This window comes from Cytobacillus sp. ABV4_503, assembly GCF_056158445.1.
In genome coordinates, this window is the sequence record NZ_JBSWTH010000001.1 from 1,373,807 (window position 1) to 1,390,400 (window position 16,594).

Below are 16,594 nucleotides of genomic sequence, written 5' to 3' on the forward strand. Positions count from 1 at the left end.
GAAGGATATGGATGTTTCACAGCGCCTGTCTTTTTTCGCTGCTTTGTTCAAAGTCCATGAGAATCCCACAACTGGAATGTGGCTTCTATATATAACAATTGTTCTACTGTCCATACTGGTTTTTAAATTGGGGTTTGCCAAGAAACTTCCTATAATAAAATCAGCTGTTATATATACCTTCTTGATTTTAGGATGTACCGTGCTGACATTTCTTGGGGTATTCCTTCCTGTAGCAGAAGGCCTTGTGGTTGCTGCGTTAATTTTGATTATCTATAAATTCCGCCTTCACCAGGAAAAGAAGGAACAGGCAAAGGCGGAATAACCGGGAGAGACTGAGATGAAATCTTTGCAGGATTCACTGTATAACTGGTTAACGATAAAAATTGTCTGTGATGAACGTCCGGATGATACAGCAGCAGCAGACACAGAAAGAATGTTTTTTGACATTCTTGCACAAGAGCATAAGATTTCTGATATCGAAGTTGAAAAAGATGAAGTAATGTACTTTGTGCATTATACTAAGGATACAGAACGGAAGAAGAGCCGTTTTCCACGTGAGTTAATAGAAGTGATGCTTGATCAGATTCAAAATGAACCTGAAAAGTATGTGAATTATCCAGAGAAATAAGAAAAGCCGTCCCTAAATGATGTTAGGGACGGCTTTTTTATGCTTCGCCTGATTTACCATTCTTCCTCCTGGACTTGGCTTCGATAGAGCTTAAAGTTTCCGGTATCTGCTCTTTTCTGAGTATTTTCGGTAATTCTTGTTTCGCATGGTTTGCACATATATGTGTGAATAGGGCGGTTTCGAAGCCGTTTAGCCTGTAAGGACTCGTTTTCAATTGATTCGATTTTATCACAAAGTACACATTTTACTCGCATAGGACACCTCATATTGTTTTAGCTGTTGTTAATACCATTATAGTATAAGTTAAGGATTGATTCGAATGCTTTGCGGCAAATTACAATTTTTTTGGGTCAGGCCGTATCGGGTTTATTGTGTTAGTTCATATTAGTATAGAAAGAGCCAAGGCTCTAACAGACTTGAGGTAAAGGATGTTATTGGTTGAAAGAAAAGCGTTATCATACTATGATTAAATTATTAAAGGAGGGAATAGAATGGCAAATCAGGTAGAACCCAAATTAATTAAACCATTATATGACGAACTGCAAAAGGAACGTTTTGTTACTCTTGCCACTATTGATTTTGAAACCGGCGGACCAAACGTTAATGCGATTTCATGGGTTTTGGCAAAAAATGAGGAAACATTGTATTTTGCTGTCGATAACCGTTCCAGGATTGTTCAAAACATAAATAACAATAACATGGTTGTGCTGAATATTATTGCGAATGAATCTACATACTCCATCGCTGGTGAAGCTTCGGTTAAGGCAGAAAAGATGGACGGAGTACCTCTTAAGCTTGCACTTATGGAAATCACTGTGAAAGAAGTCCGTGATGTCATGTTTTACGGATCTAAAATCACTGTGGAACCGCAATATGACAAAACATATGATAAAGACGCAGCAGCCCGTTTGGACAAACAGGTTATGGAAGCGATGAAAAAAGCTTAGTTCCCTCGGGAACTAAGTTTTTTTTGGCTAAAAAGGGGCAGGCACCTATGCCACTTAGTTAAAATGGTATAGGTGCCTGCAGCCCTTTTATTTATGATAATTCGAGTGTTTTTCCTGTTTTTGTTCGAGCTGTTTTTCCTGATTATTGTCGAGTTTTTTCTTTGGATCTTCAGTTGCGTTTTTCTCATTTTTCTTTTTTGGATCAACTAAATCGGCAGGAACTTCAGGCATAAGCCGGCCAGCGATATCTGCCAGTTCATTCATGATTCCTTGCAAGGGTTCGCCGTTTTGAATGTCTTCAGCTATTTCCCGCAGCCTTGCGTTAATATCCGGATCAGCCACTACAATTGCTCTTGCACCATGAGGATCATTTTTGAGGCTTTCGGCAACTGAATATTTAATTGTTCCAACCTCAGAACGGTCGAGGTTTTTGTTCACATCTACTCCGACTATAGCAAAACGTCCAAGGACAACAGCAGTCGCATCATTTACATTAGGAACTCTGGTAGCCAAATTGACAAGATGCCTGGAAACTTGCTGTCCAGTTTCCCTGTCAACTTCCTGTATTGTACTATTTTTAACATTTATGGTGTTGGCATTTTGCTGTTCCTGATTGTCCAGCGCCTGATTGCCGTTCATACCGCACCCTGATAATAGCAATCCTGTCATGCATATCAGCAGCCATTTATTCATATTTAACACCTCCGGGCGATCAAAATTTCCCTGAAATTGAAAGTGGACACTTGAATTTTCAGGTTCAGGAATAATGATTCTTTAATGTTATTGTGCAAAATTTCTTCTATCTTTATTCGGCATTACATATATTTTTACCAAGATAGATTTGTCCACTTCATAAGAAAGCTTTATTCCTGATTAATCAACATCTTTAAAAGAATGAATAATATAAAACAACAGGAGAATATTCCATCAAGATTGAAGGTGATTCTTTCATGAAGCTGCAAATCCGCATGCAGGGGACCCCGCTTTTGTAATTTGCTTTATAAAGACACAAGAGGAGCAGGAGGCATCATATTGAGTAAAATTTACGTATTAGATACCAATGTCTTGTTGCAGGATCCTAATTCCATATTTTCATTTGAAGAAAATGAAGTAGTCATCCCGGCTGTAGTTCTAGAAGAAGTTGATTCTAAGAAAAGGTATATGGATGAAATTGGGAGGAACGCAAGGCAAGTATCCCGGCTGATTGACAGCATGAGGGAGACGGGTAAGCTGCATGAGAAAATACCTCTTGAAAATGGCGGAAGCCTGCGAATTGAGTTAAATCATAGATCATTTCATGAACTTCAAGAGATTTTTGTTGAAAAAACAAATGATAATCGGATTTTGGCAGTTGCAAAAAACTTATCACTTGAGGAAGAGACAAAAGAAAATGGACGAACGGTTATTCTTGTAAGCAAAGATGCCCTTGTCAGAGTTAAAGCGGATGCTATCGGGCTAATTTCAGAAGACTTCTTAAGTGACCGTGTGGTTGAAAATGATCATTTATATCCTGGATTTCTGGAACTCTATATCAGTCTCGATATTATGAACCGCTTTTATGAAAAAAGTGAACTGCCGCTATCAGAAATAGCAAACCATCCTTTCTACCCGAATCAGTTTCTGGTGATGAAAGATGCGCTGGGTTCATCTTCGTCTGCACTTGGTATTGTGGACAAAAGTGGGAAGAAAGTGAAAAAGCTCATTTTTGACCATGATCATATTTGGGGGATTAAGCCCAGAAACGTCCAGCAGACAATGGCTCTTGAGCTATTGCTGAGAAATGATCTGCCGCTTGTTACGCTTATCGGGAAGGCGGGGACTGGGAAAACTCTTCTGGCGCTGGCATCCGGCTTAATGCAGACAGAAGATTATGGGCAGTACAAAAAATTGCTGGTGGCTCGCCCCATTGTGCCGGTAGGAAAAGATTTGGGATTCCTTCCCGGAGAAAAAGAGGAGAAGTTAAGGCCATGGATGCAGCCAATTTTTGATAATTTGGAGTACCTGTTTAATGTCAAAAAGCCAGGTGAATTGGATGCGATATTGGCTGGTATGGGCTCTATTGAGGTTGAAGCTCTGACATATATTAGGGGCAGAAGCATACCAGATCAATTTATTATTATAGATGAAGCACAGAACCTGACAAAGCATGAAGTAAAAACCATTTTAACCAGGGTTGGTGAAGGAAGTAAAATTGTCCTGATGGGAGATCCTGAGCAAATTGATCATCCATACCTGGATGCTTATAACAACGGTCTCACCTATGTCGTGGAAAGGTTCAAAGATCAGGTTATCTCAGGCCATGTCAAGCTTGTTAAGGGTGAGAGATCAGGCCTTGCCCAGCTTGCGGCTGACCTATTATAGCCAGCCTGGAAGAGACTGCGAAATCTGCAGTCTTTATGCCGGGGAGGTCTATTATCTTTAAATAAAAAAGGGCGATGCACAATCGCCCTCTCCGGTCATTCCACTCTAAATGCCTTCACTCTTTTTATGGGGGAGCTTTGATTGCTTCCATCCCCATAATAGACATGAACTGGTCCATCTTCTTTTAAAGGTTTACCATCCTGTGAAAACCCCAATATTAATTCCTCGGCTTGAGATAGAGTTAAACGGGCCTCCCCATCTTCGCTTTCGATGATAACGATTTCTGCATTGTCCTTCGGTTCTGCATTCTTTAGGAATGGTTTAAAAGGTATGCCGAATGTGCCTGTAAGAACCTTTTCTTTTTCAAATTTCTTTTCTGTTTTAAGTGTTGGAGGAAATACTGCACCTTCCATGATTTCTCTATCCCAATGCTTTGAGACTGCTTTGGTATATTCCTCAAGTTCATTTTTCCTGATATATTCCTGATTAAAGTATGTTGTTAAATCGATTCTCCGATCATCGAATATCCAGACTCCTGGATCTAAGGTGATTTGGTATTTAACGTTTCCTTTAAAGGCAATTATATTCTCCATTTTGAACCTCCTGGCAGTTCCATGTATGCTTTAAGTATGTATGTTTAAGTATACAGATTTTTAAACTGCTTGTCAGTCGTTCAATTGGTAAAGGCGATATTAATGAACAGGACGAATCCTGGAGTGTGGCTGATGACATGCCATATTAGCGGTGTTCTGCTGAAAAATCAGAATCATTTCTCTTCGGAATCCCTTATTATCCTTGCTTTTTTCCAAGCTTAAGTATAAAATTTATAGATAGGATAATCGCTCGGAAATGGAGGGATTGAAAGTTGGCTTCTGACATGATTATTGATCACAAAGAAAAAGCAAATGCTCTATTAAAGGCGGATGCTGCTAAAATATTAAAATTAATTAAGGTGCAAATGGATAACCTTACTATGCCTCAATGTCCTCTATATGAGGAGGTTCTTGATACCCAGATGTTTGGTTTATCCAGAGAAATAGATTTTGCTGTCCGTCTTGGATTGATTGAAGAGGCTGAAGGCAAGGCTATTTTAGATGAATTGGAAAGGGAGCTATCCATTCTCCACGAAGCCTCAGTAAAAAAATAAAAAAAAACTCAAACATCTTTTAAAGATTGTTTGAGTTTTTTTATAACTGGATGAACTTTTAAAAGAATTGAAATAGTATATCTATAAGAAAAGAATAGTCCTATTTGTATAACTTAATTTTAAATTAGTATGACATAATTATAGAATTTTTTTCTTTGCTGTGTTACAGTTAAATTAACTTTTCTTTTCTTCAAAGCAGGATATTCAATACTATAGTAGAATAAGTAATAAACTTAGAAGATAAGGGAAGAGGGCTGGATGTTTAAAAAAATATTAAAATCATATGATTATACCCTGATTATTGCAGTAGCCCTGTTATCTGTTTTTGGACTCATTATGGTTTTCAGTGCAAGCATGGTAACAGCTGTTCAGATCTATGGTCAGGAAAGCGACTTTTTTTATAATAAGCAAAAAATGCATTTAATTATCTCAGCAATTGTTTTTATTATTGTCGCTCTATTTCCTTACAAAGCTATGCAAAGCAATAAATTTCTTGTTCCGATGGTGTTCATTTCGTTATTCGGCCTGATTGCGCTATTTATCTTTGGAAAAGTAGCCGGAGGGGCGATGAGCTGGTTTGAAATCGGGAGCAGAAGCCTTCAGCCTGCAGAATTTGTCAAGCTTTCAGTTATCATATATTTAGCAGCTGTCTATGCAAAAAAGCAGCCCTATATTAATGAGTTTAATAAAGGGGTTCTTCCCCCGCTTGCATATCTGATTCTAGCCGCTTTGCTTGTTGCAGTTCAGCCAGACTTTGGTTCCGCGATGATTATTTTTCTGGTAGCTGCTGCCGTAATTTTTACATCAGGCATGAATTTCAAAAACATATTTAGACTTGGACTATTCGGAGTATTGTTAGCTGCGCCTTTTATCCTTCTTCTAAAAGATAAGATTTTTGCACCTTATCGAATGGGAAGGGTTGAAGCTTTTAGAGATCCTTTTGGTTCCGAATTCGGGTATCAGCTTTCGAATTCCTATATTGCCCTTGGTGCAGGCGGATTAAAAGGGCTGGGCCTTGGTGAAAGTATACAAAAGCTTGGTTATCTTCCTGAAGCTCATACAGACTTCATAATGGCTGTAATCGCAGAAGAGCTTGGGGCGTTTGGAGTAGGTTTTGTGATATTGCTTCTCGGGTATATTGTCCTGAGGGGAATCTTTATCAGTTTAAAGTGTAAAGATGCTTTTGGCAGCTTATTGGCTATTGGCATATCCGCGATGATAGGAATTCAGGCATTCATCAACCTTGCAGGGATTTCCGGTGTTATGCCGCTGACTGGTGTCACACTTCCTTTTATCAGCTATGGAGGTTCATCTCTGCTTCAGCTTTCGATTGCTATGGGGATTTTAGTAAATGTCTCAATGTTTGTGAATTATGAACAAAAATACAAAAATAAAGATGAGCAGACAAAACCGGAATCCATGGAACTGGCTTCCGAAAAATCATTTTCCATTCGTAAATAAGCACAGAAAATTTTTCAGTGCTTTATTTATACATCAATCAGCAGAAGCTGATTACATAATTGCTTCCATCAGGGAGCAGCCAATCAAGGTAAAATAGGCCGGCTAGCGGGAAACCGACCCGGCCTCAACTTGAATTTGGCAGAATATTGCCAAAAAATACATAAAGACGGGGTGTTTTGATTGAGCCGAAGAATTAACAAGGTATTAGTAGCCAACAGAGGAGAAATTGCCATTCGTGTGTTCCGTGCCTGCACAGAGCTGGATATCCGGACGGTAGCCATCTATTCTAAAGAGGACTCCGGATCCTATCACCGCTATAAAGCAGATGAAGCTTACCTGGTAGGAGAGGGAAAAAAACCGATTGATGCCTATCTTGATATTGAAGGAATTATTGACATTGCGAAAAGCAGTGATGTCGATGCCATTCATCCAGGATACGGATTTCTGTCTGAAAATATAGAATTCGCAAAACGCTGCGAGGAAGAGGGCATCATATTTATCGGTCCTGCATCTAAGCATCTGGACATGTTTGGAGATAAAGTTAAAGCAAGAACGCAAGCACAGCTTGCTGAAATTCCGGTTATTCCAGGCAGTGATGGCCCTGCCGAAACTCTGGATGAAGTGATTAGCTTTGGCAAAAATCATGGATTCCCGATTATCATAAAAGCTTCACTTGGCGGTGGCGGAAGAGGCATGCGCATCGTAAGGAGCCTGGAAGAAATAAAGGAATCATATGAGCGTGCAAAGTCGGAAGCTAAAGCTGCTTTTGGCAATGATGAAGTTTATGTTGAAAGATTCATAGAAAGGCCAAAACATATAGAGGTTCAAATCATTGGTGACCATGAAGGAAATATTATCCACCTATATGAAAGAGATTGTTCAGTCCAGAGGCGTCACCAAAAGGTTGTAGAAGTAGCACCTTGCGTATCCCTTTCTGAAAAATTAAGAGATGATATATGTCAGGCTGCCGTCAATCTTATGAAGAATGTAGACTATATTAATGCAGGAACTGTGGAATTTCTGGTATCAGGTGATCAGTTTTATTTCATTGAAGTAAATCCGCGCGTGCAAGTTGAGCATACGATCACCGAAATGGTAACAGGAGTTGATATTGTACAAACACAAATTTTAGTAGCTGAAGGATATGCGCTGCACAGCAAAGAAGTGGGTGTTCCTGAACAGGAAAATATTCATATTCATGGATTTGCCATTCAATCACGTGTTACAACAGAAGATCCTTTAAATAACTTCATGCCTGATACTGGCCGGTTAATGGCTTACAGATCGGGCGGCGGTTTCGGTGTGCGGCTTGATGCGGGGAACGGTTTCCAGGGGGCAGTGATTACACCTTATTATGATTCACTGCTTGTTAAACTCTCAACACACGCTATGACTTTCCAGCAGGCAGCATCAAAAATGGTGAGGAACCTGCAGGAGTTCCGTATCAGGGGCATTAAAACAAATATTCCTTTCCTTGAGAATGTAGTAAAACACGAGAAATTCTTAAGAGGAGAATATGATACATCATTTATTGATGAAACTCCTGAACTATTCCTGTTCCCGAAAAGGAAAGACCGCGGAACGAAGATGCTTAATTATATCGGGAATGTAACTGTTAATGGATTCCCGGGAATTGAAAAGAAAAAACGTCCGGTATTTGATGAGCCGCGGGTGCCAAAATTAAAATACAGCACAGATTACCAGGACGGGACAAAACAAATTTTAGATAATCAGGGTCCTGAAGGACTAGTTAAATGGATTAAAGAGCAAAAAGAAGTTTTAATTACTGATACAACCTTCCGTGACGCCCATCAATCATTGCTGGCGACAAGAGTAAGGACAAATGACCTGAAGCATATCGCAGAACCGACAGCAAAATTGCTTCCTGATATGTTTTCCTTTGAAATGTGGGGCGGTGCAACTTTTGATGTAGCATATAGATTCCTGAAAGAAGATCCTTGGGAAAGGCTGCTGACATTGCGCGAAAAAATGCCAAATGTTTTATTTCAGATGCTTCTTCGTGCTTCAAATGCAGTGGGATATAAAAACTATCCGGATAATGTAATAAGAGAGTTTGTTGAAAAATCAGCCTATGCTGGCATTGATGTCTTCCGGATTTTCGATAGCCTTAACTGGGTTAAAGGGATGGAAGTTGCAATTGATGCTGTCCGCCAGACAGGAAAAATTGCAGAAGCCTCCATGTGCTATACAGGTGATATTTTGGATCCTGCCAGAACAAAGTACAATCTTAAATACTATAAAGACCTGGCAAAAGAGTTAGAGAATCAGGGAGCCCATATACTGGCAATCAAAGATATGGCTGGTTTATTAAAGCCGCAATCAGCCTACACCCTTATTTCTGAATTGAAAGAGACTGTTGACATTCCGATTCATCTTCATACTCATGATACGAGCGGAAATGGAATTTTCACATATGCAAAGGCTATTGAAGCAGGGGTGGATATTGTGGATACGGCCCTAAGCACAATGGCAGGCTTAACATCCCAGCCAAGTGCTAATTCTTTATATTACGCACTCCAGGGGAATGAAAGACAGCCAAAAATTAATATTCAGGCGCTTGAGCAGTTATCATACTATTGGGAAGATGTGCGCAAATACTACCAGGACTTCGAAAGCGGTATGAAGGCTCCTCATTCAGAAGTCTATCAGCATGAGATGCCTGGCGGACAATACAGTAATCTTCAGCAGCAGGCTAAAGCTGTTGGCCTTGGAGAGAAGTGGGATGAAGTTAAGGACATGTATTCCCGTGTGAATCAAATGTTTGGTGATATTGTTAAAGTTACACCTTCTTCCAAGGTAGTTGGTGATATGGCGTTATTTATGGTCCAGAATCAGCTGACAGAGCAGGATGTTCTGAATAAAGGCAAATCTATGGATTTTCCTGACTCAGTTGTAGAATTGTTTGAAGGCTACTTAGGACAGCCATATGGAGGATTCCCGGCAGAACTGCAAAAGGTCATATTGAAAGACAGGGAGCCAATCACTGTCCGCCCGGGAGAACTTCTTGAAGATGCGGACTTTGATGCCTTAAAAGAAAAACTCTTTAAAGAATTGGGAAGGCAGGTTACAAGCTTTGATGCGATTGCCTATGCACTTTATCCAAAAGTATTTATGGACTATATTAAGACCTGTGAACAATTTGGTGATATTTCTGTTCTTGACACCCCAACATTTCTATATGGTTTAAGACTGGGTGAGGAAGTGGAAATTGAAATTGAGACAGGTAAAACGTTAATCGTAAAATTAGTTTCTATTGGCCAGCCTCAGGCTGATGGCACAAGAATTGTGTATTTTGAGCTAAATGGCCAGCCTCGTGAAGTAAGCATAAAAGATGAAAGTATTAAAGCAACTGTAGCCTCCAAAGCAAAAGCTGACCCGCATAATGAAAGTCATATTGCTGCCAGCATGCCGGGAACTGTAATCAAGGTGCTTGCAGAAAAAGGTGAAAAAGTCGAAAAAGGCGATCACTTAATGATTACAGAAGCCATGAAAATGGAAACAACTGTACAGGCGCCATTCTCTGGAACAGTTAAAGACATCTATGTCTCGAACGGTGAAGCAATTCAAACTGGAGACTTATTGCTGGAGCTCTCAAAATAAAGTGAAACTTCAAATGGGAGGGCTTTTCCCCCGCGTATCCTCCATTATTGATTCCACTCTGTCATGAAGTGGGGGGGTACTGCCCGTTAGACTGCGATAAATAAAACAAAAGAGCTTCGGCGATTGCCGAAGCTCTTTTGTTTTAAGCAATTATGGAATGGAAGTAACGGTCGGGATAGGAGATTCATCATTTTTCTCTTTTTCCCTGACAGCTGAAACAGCAAGCTCATTCTTCCTGCTCCGTGAGGACAGAAGGATAAAATAGCTTAATAGCCCAAATAAGCAGGAAATAAAGAAGGCGTGGGCAAGAGCTATATACAAGTTAAGTCGGGTTAATACAACTAATGCACCAGCAGCAACCTGAAGCGTTACTAAGATAAATGAAATGATCCAGCCCCAATAAACGACTTTCTGTTCCTTGTAATGCTTAATTGCAAGAAAAGTAATGAAACCGATCCATATGAAAATTAATCCGGCAGCAGCCCGGTGGCCCATTTGCACCCATTCATACATATTTTCCGGAAGAGCGAAAGAACCGTTAAAGCAAAGCGGCCAGTCACGGCAGACTAGACTTGCATTAACATGGCGCACAAGCGCGCCTGTGTATACTACGGCATAGCTGTATATAGAAACTCCAATAATATGTTTCCTCATTCTTTTATCAATAATGAGCTTCTCGGCCTCGAATTTCTTATCTACTTCAAAAATAAGCAAAGTCAAAAGCAGTACTGCTGCAAAAGATATTAAAGAAATCCCGAAATGAAGGGCAAGTACAAAATCAGATTGCCCCCACACTACTGCGGCCGCTCCGATTAAAGCCTGGAGGACAAGGAAGAAGAACGAAGTGAGTGATAAAAATTTTGTTTCCCTTATATGTCCCAATTTTCTCCATGTCCAAATCGATAATATCAGGACCATAAAACCAACTGAGCCTGAAACAAGTCTGTGCGCCAGTTCGATAATCAATTCAGGAGTAATGTCGCTTGGAACAAATTCACCATTGCAAAGCGGCCAGGATTTCCCGCATCCCATTCCGGATTCAGTTTTAGTTACCAGGGCACCGCCGAGCAAAATTAAAAGCATGCCGATAGTTGTAAGAACGGCAAACCATTTTAAAGATCGTTGCAAAGCCTTTCACCTTCTTTAAATATTCTATGTCTATCAATGGGAAAACGATTTAATTACTAAGTATTTGTCCGTTATCTATCTTATCAAAGATTCTATAAAAAGCCATATAGTAATGTGCGTCATTTTACTTTTTCGATAGTACAGGAATAAAGCTTTTTTTACAACAGTAATAAAATTAATAAAGTTAATTATAGTAAAAAAGGTTGAAACTTGTAATGGAGTTTGCTAGAAATATAAAGGGGGTATAAAATGGTAAACCCCTGTCGCGGAAAGTATCACAAAATACATAAAAGTGAGTATATTTTTTCTTCCTTAGTTTTCTGAAGCAGTTTTATTATCTCAAAAAAGCAACCATTCTTTAAGTGAATTTAATTTTTGACACAAATTAGTCATAAATTATTCTAAAAAAATTCACAAAAGAGTTTTAAAGTGTGATTTAATATACAGAGAAATGGTTTAGTTTCATTTAGATAATAAACAGTTTGAATACATTATTAATGGTAGAAAACTATTAGGATTATTATTATTCATCAAGGGTTTACCCCTCGTTTTTTATCGCGAACATAGCTTTGCAGGCATTTATGCTTTATAGTAAGTGTAGTGCAAAGATGCTATTGTCTGCGATAAGAGATAAAGGAGGAAAAGATATGTCTAACTCACGGGCTTTGAGTGATGCTGCTATTGAGGACAGTGAGCGAAGCCTTCAAAAAGATATACCTGAGACTACAGTTTGGAAGGATTTCCTTGCCCTTATCAAAATCGGCATTGTAAACTCCAATCTGATTACAACCTTCACCGGTCTTTGGCTTGCACTGCATTTTTCCGGAAAGGGATTTTTCAATAATCTTGATCTGGTTCTTTATACAGTCATTGGCTCCTCATTGATTATTGCAGGCTCGTGCAGCTTAAATAATTATATTGACCGCGACATTGATCCATTAATGGAAAGAACAAAAGGGAGGCCAACTGTTACTGGGAAAGTAAACCCGGGCAAGGTTGCACTTTTGAGCTTTCTGCTTATTGGCCTTGGTACGGCCTTTTTAATGTTTACAACAGCAGCAGCAGCTGCAATTGGATTAATTGGCGTTTTCAGTTATGTTGTTTTATATACAATGTGGACGAAACGCAGATTTGTATCCAATACGATTGTAGGCAGCATTTCAGGAGCGGTTCCCCCGCTGATCGGGTGGGCAGCTGCCGATGGCAATCTCGACCCAATGGCTTGGGTGCTGTTCGCTATCGTTTTTATCTGGCAGCCTCCTCATTTTTATGCTTTAGCAATGAGAAGGGTGGAAGAATACCGGGCTGCGGGAGTTCCCATGCTTCCAGTTGTAAAAGGGTTTAAAACTACCAAAAGGCATATTTACATTTGGGTTGCAGCATTATTGCCGCTGCCATTTCTTATGCCATCGCTTGGATTGCCTTTTTTAATCCTTGCCACAGTTTTGAACATTGGATGGTTATTGACGGGATTTTATGCAAGGAAATTTAACAATGATATAAAATGGGCTACATTAATGTTTGTATACTCCCTGCAATATCTGACCATCATGTTTGTAGCTATGGTGATCATCACACTTATCTAACTTAGTTAGGAAATTCTTTCTTTCGCTAGTAACGAGAGAGGATTTATCCATATTTTTTGATCAAACAATTCAAAAAATGAAATTTTTACGAAAGAGGGGTTTGATTAAGCTATGAAAAGGCTTGCAAAGTGGCGTCTTTTTTCTATGTTTGCAATGATGGCGCTCATTCTTTCCGCTTGCTCCGGCAAACCGTATTTATCTACGCTGAATCCTGCCGGCGAAGTGGCGCAAACACAATTTGATTTGATGGTGTTAAGTACTGCAATAATGGTAGGAGTAATTGCGGTCGTAACAGTAATCTTCTTTATTGTTGTTTTTAAATTCCGCCGCAAGGACGACAGAATTCCAAAACAAGTTGAAGGAAGCCACAAACTGGAAATCATTTGGACTGTTATTCCTATTCTTTTGCTTCTAATTCTTGCTGTACCTACAGTTTCTGCTACCTTTAAGCTTGCAGATGTAAGCCCAATGGAAAAGAAGAATGAAGAAGGCAAAACAGATGCACTTGTTGTTAATGTGCGTGCAAACTTATACTGGTGGGAATTCGAATATCCTAACCAGGAAATTATCACTGGCCAGGAATTAGTTGTGCCAACTGATGAAAAAGTTTATTTCAATCTGATTGCTTCAGATGTTAAGCACTCCTTTTGGATCCCAGCTGTAGGCGGTAAGCTGGATACGAACACTGACAACGTGAACAAATTCTGGCTGAAATTTGATGGTGAAAAAGCTGCTGAGGCTGATAATTTCTTCTATGGAAAATGTGCTGAGCTTTGTGGTCCTTCCCACGCTCTAATGGATTTCAAAGTTAAAGCGGTTCCACGTGATCAATTCGATCAATGGGTAACTGCCATGCAGGACGTTAAAGAACCTAAAAAGGCAGAGACAGATCTGGCTCAAGCTGGTCAGGAAGTCTTCAACAACAGCTGTATCGGCTGTCATGCTGTAACACCGGCTAACACTGCTCCTGAAGCAGCTCGTCTAGCTCCTAACTTGACGAACTTCGGTGATCGTGACCGTATTGCTGGTATCCTTGACCATTCTGAGGAAGATCTTAAGGATTGGTTAAGAGATCCAGAGACATTCAAGCCTGGAAATAAAATGACAGGTACGTATGGCGAATTGACTGAAGAACAGCTTGATGCCCTTACAGAATACTTAATGGGCTTGAAAGTTACCGAACAATAGGGGATTTTTGAAAAGGGAGGTAAAATTGTGAGTACCTTAGCACAAAAAAAAGGTGTCGGAGCGGTTTTATGGGATTACTTAACAACGGTTGACCATAAAAAAATCGCAATCCTTTATCTTATAGCTGGCGGATTTTTCTTCTTGCTTGGCGGATTAGAAGCCATGTTCATCCGTATCCAGCTTGCAGTACCAAATAATGACTTTGTAAGTGCCGGATTGTATAATGAGATATTAACAATGCACGGTACAACGATGATCTTCTTGGCGGCAATGCCACTAATTTTTGCTTTTATGAATGCAGTTATGCCACTGCAGATCGGTGCGCGTGACGTAGCATTTCCATTCTTGAATTCTTTAGGATTCTGGCTGTTTTTCTTTGGAGGAGTTTTCTTGAACCTATCATGGTTCTTAGGCGGAGCTCCTGATGCCGGCTGGACTTCTTATGCTTCTTTATCAATTGCTTCTGAAGGGCATGGGATCGACTTCTATGCACTTGGGCTGCAGATATCAGGTGCTGGTACTTTAATCGGGGGTATCAACTTCCTTGTTACCATCATTAACATGCGTGCTCCTGGTATGACATATATGCGTATGCCAATGTTCACATGGGCAACTTTTGTTACATCTGCTTTGATTTTATTTGCATTCCCTGCTTTAACAGTAGGATTGTTCCTGTTAATTTTCGACCGTATGTTTGGATCTAACTTCTTTGATCCTGCAATGGGCGGTAATACAATTATCTGGGAGCACTTCTTCTGGATTTTTGGTCACCCGGAAGTTTACATCTTGGTATTGCCGGCTTTCGGAATTTTCTCTGAGATATTTTCGATTTTCTCAAGAAAGCGCCTATTCGGATACTCCTCCATGGTATTCGCAACGGTTCTTATTGGATTCTTAGGATTCATGGTATGGGCTCACCATATGTTTACAACTGGTATGGGGCCGATTGCTAACGCGATTTTTGCCGTTGCCACAATGGCGATTGCAGTACCGACTGGTATTAAGATATTTAACTGGCTATTTACAATGTGGGGCGGAAGCATAACGTTTACAACTCCAATGCTTTGGGCTGTTGCCTTTATTCCTTCATTCGTAGCTGGTGGTGTAACCGGTGTAATGCTTGCATCTGCTGCACAGGATTATCAGTACCATGACAGCTACTTTGTAGTTGCTCACTTCCATTATGTTATTGTCGGCGGTGTTGTGTTTGCACTATTTGCTGGTGCACATCTATACTGGCCAAAAATGTTTGGAACAATGTTAAACGAGTTCCTTGGAAAAATTACATTCGTATTATTCTTTATTGGATTCCATTTGACATTCTTTATCCAGCATTTCCTGGGGCTTTGGGGAATGCCGCGCCGCATCTTCACTTTCCTTCCTGGACAGGGACTAGAAACGGCAAATATGGTTAGTACTGTCGGTGCCTTCTTCATGGCAGCTGCAGTAATCATTATGTTAATTAATATTGTCATTACAAGTGTTAAAAATGAAAAAGTTGGCAATGATCCTTGGGGAGATGGCCGTACTTTAGAATGGGCCATTCCATCACCGCCTCCATTCTACAACTTCAAGCAGCTTCCGCTGGTTCGCGGTCTTGATGCATATTGGCTTGAAAAGATGGAAGGCAAACAAGGCATGTCACCTGCTGAACCGCTTGGTGATATCCATATGCCAAATAACTCTTTCATTCCATTTGTAATTTCTTTAGGTCTATTTGTTGCTGCGTTTGGTGCAATGTACCGTGCGGAGCACAGCTGGGGTATTCCAGTTCTAATCGCTGGTATGCTTATTACCTTAGGTTCAATGTTTGTTCGTTCTGTTAAGGATGATCATGGATACCACATTCATAAAGAAGATTTGGAAGATAATAATGATAAGGGGGTTAAGGCATAATGGCTGCTGAACAAAAAATGACTTATGAAACTTGGCCGGCGTCGCCTGAAAAGCAAACCCTCGAAGCCAAGAACAAATTCTTAGGTTTCTGGTTTTTCCTTGGGGGAGAGACGGTTCTATTCGCATCCCTCTTCGCAACATACCTTGCTTTAAAAGATAAAGTACCTAGCAGTGATATGGCTTTAGCGAAGGACTTGTTTGAAATTCCATTGGCATTCATTATGACGATGCTATTATTAACAAGCTCGTTAACAAGCGTGTACGCTATGTACCATATGAAGAATTTTAACTTTAAAAAGATGCAGCTATGGCTTGGAATTACTGTTTTGCTTGGACTTGGATTCCTAGGATTGGAAATTTACGAGTTCAATCACTATGTGCATGAATTTCATCATAGCTTTACAAGCAGCGCCTTTGGTTCAGCTTTCTATACATTAGTCGGCTTCCATGGCGGTCACGTTGCATTTGGTTTACTGTGGATCACTACTTTAATGATCCGCAACAGCAAGAGGGGATTAAGCCTTTACAATGCTCCTAAGTTCTATGTTGCCAGCCTGTACTGGCACTTCATCGACGTTGTTTGGGTATTCATCTTCACTGTAGTATATTTAATGGGAATGGTGGGATAAAC

General features: G+C 40.0%; 15 protein-coding genes. 11 read left to right on the plus strand and 4 right to left on the minus strand.

Annotation, left to right across the window (positions count from 1 at the left end):
* The first annotated feature begins 7 nt into the window (after nt 1-7).
* Both ACXAD1_RS07020 and ACXAD1_RS07025 read left to right on the plus strand, forming a co-directional pair.
* On the plus strand, nt 8-322 hold the full coding sequence (locus tag ACXAD1_RS07020; protein ID WP_474909721.1) for a YlaH-like family protein: 315 nt from the start codon (nt 8-10) through the stop codon (nt 320-322).
* A 15-nt stretch (nt 323-337) separates the two neighbouring features.
* Nucleotides 338-628 carry a hypothetical protein gene (locus tag ACXAD1_RS07025; protein ID WP_206836013.1) on the plus strand — a complete coding sequence of 97 codons (291 nt, stop codon included), beginning with the start codon at nt 338-340 and terminating at the stop codon, nt 626-628.
* A 53-nt stretch (nt 629-681) separates the two neighbouring features.
* On the opposite strand, the gene ACXAD1_RS07030 is transcribed toward ACXAD1_RS07025, so the two are convergent.
* Nucleotides 682-882 carry a YlaI family protein gene (locus ACXAD1_RS07030; RefSeq protein WP_206836014.1) on the minus strand — a complete coding sequence of 67 codons (201 nt, stop codon included), beginning with the start codon at nt 880-882 and terminating at the stop codon, nt 682-684.
* Nucleotides 883-1,119: 237 nt separating this feature from the next.
* Between ACXAD1_RS07030 and ACXAD1_RS07035 the strand changes: the two genes are divergently transcribed.
* Nucleotides 1,120-1,575: a pyridoxamine 5'-phosphate oxidase family protein gene (locus tag ACXAD1_RS07035; protein WP_474909722.1), complete on the plus strand. Its 456-nt coding sequence runs from the start codon at nt 1,120-1,122 to the stop codon at nt 1,573-1,575.
* 87 nt (nt 1,576-1,662) lie between these two features.
* On the opposite strand, the gene ACXAD1_RS07040 is transcribed toward ACXAD1_RS07035, so the two are convergent.
* Entirely contained in the window at nt 1,663-2,268 is a 606-nt protein-coding gene (locus tag ACXAD1_RS07040) for a YhcN/YlaJ family sporulation lipoprotein (protein ID WP_474909723.1), read from the minus strand.
* 336 nt (nt 2,269-2,604) lie between these two features.
* Between ACXAD1_RS07040 and ACXAD1_RS07045 the strand changes: the two genes are divergently transcribed.
* Nucleotides 2,605-3,936, plus strand: a complete 1,332-nt coding sequence (locus ACXAD1_RS07045) for a PhoH family protein (protein ID WP_474911289.1) — start codon at nt 2,605-2,607, stop codon at nt 3,934-3,936.
* A 95-nt stretch (nt 3,937-4,031) separates the two neighbouring features.
* Here ACXAD1_RS07045 and ACXAD1_RS07050 read toward each other — a convergent pair whose 3' ends face one another.
* On the minus strand, nt 4,032-4,529 hold the full coding sequence (locus ACXAD1_RS07050; RefSeq protein WP_370225108.1) for a molybdopterin-binding protein: 498 nt from the start codon (nt 4,527-4,529) through the stop codon (nt 4,032-4,034).
* 272 nt (nt 4,530-4,801) lie between these two features.
* Here ACXAD1_RS07050 and ACXAD1_RS07055 point away from each other — a divergent pair, with 272 nt between their 5' ends.
* From ACXAD1_RS07055 to pyc, 3 genes are all read left to right on the plus strand, one after another.
* Nucleotides 4,802-5,083, plus strand: coding sequence for an Fpa/YlaN family protein (locus tag ACXAD1_RS07055; protein WP_206836024.1), 282 nt, complete (start codon nt 4,802-4,804; stop codon nt 5,081-5,083).
* A 258-nt stretch (nt 5,084-5,341) separates the two neighbouring features.
* A complete protein-coding gene (locus ACXAD1_RS07060) occupies nt 5,342-6,544 on the plus strand; it encodes an FtsW/RodA/SpoVE family cell cycle protein (RefSeq protein WP_206836026.1) in 1,203 nt (400 codons plus the stop codon).
* A gap of 180 nt (nt 6,545-6,724) precedes the next feature.
* A complete protein-coding gene (pyc, locus tag ACXAD1_RS07065) occupies nt 6,725-10,165 on the plus strand; it encodes a pyruvate carboxylase (protein ID WP_474909724.1) in 3,441 nt (1,146 codons plus the stop codon).
* A gap of 150 nt (nt 10,166-10,315) precedes the next feature.
* On the opposite strand, the gene ACXAD1_RS07070 is transcribed toward pyc, so the two are convergent.
* Nucleotides 10,316-11,293, minus strand: coding sequence for a COX15/CtaA family protein (locus tag ACXAD1_RS07070; RefSeq protein ID WP_206836032.1), 978 nt, complete (start codon nt 11,291-11,293; stop codon nt 10,316-10,318).
* Between the two features lie 647 nt (nt 11,294-11,940).
* On the opposite strand from ACXAD1_RS07070, the gene cyoE reads away from it, so the two are divergent.
* The 4 genes from cyoE (at nt 11,941) to ACXAD1_RS07090 (ending at nt 16,592) form a co-directional block, all read left to right on the plus strand.
* The gene (gene cyoE / locus ACXAD1_RS07075) at nt 11,941-12,879 is read left to right on the plus strand and encodes a heme o synthase (protein ID WP_474909725.1); all 939 of its coding nucleotides are present in this window, start codon (nt 11,941-11,943) and stop codon (nt 12,877-12,879) included.
* Nucleotides 12,880-12,990: 111 nt separating this feature from the next.
* Nucleotides 12,991-14,067: a cytochrome c oxidase subunit II gene (gene coxB / locus ACXAD1_RS07080; RefSeq protein ID WP_474909726.1), complete on the plus strand. Its 1,077-nt coding sequence runs from the start codon at nt 12,991-12,993 to the stop codon at nt 14,065-14,067.
* 27 nt (nt 14,068-14,094) lie between these two features.
* Nucleotides 14,095-15,963, plus strand: coding sequence for a cytochrome c oxidase subunit I (ctaD, locus tag ACXAD1_RS07085; protein ID WP_370225106.1), 1,869 nt, complete (start codon nt 14,095-14,097; stop codon nt 15,961-15,963).
* Nucleotides 15,963-16,592, plus strand: a complete 630-nt coding sequence (locus tag ACXAD1_RS07090; protein ID WP_009330943.1) for a cytochrome (ubi)quinol oxidase subunit III — start codon at nt 15,963-15,965, stop codon at nt 16,590-16,592. The genes ctaD and ACXAD1_RS07090 overlap by 1 nt, the downstream gene beginning before the upstream one ends.
* Nucleotides 16,593-16,594 lie beyond the last annotated feature (2 nt).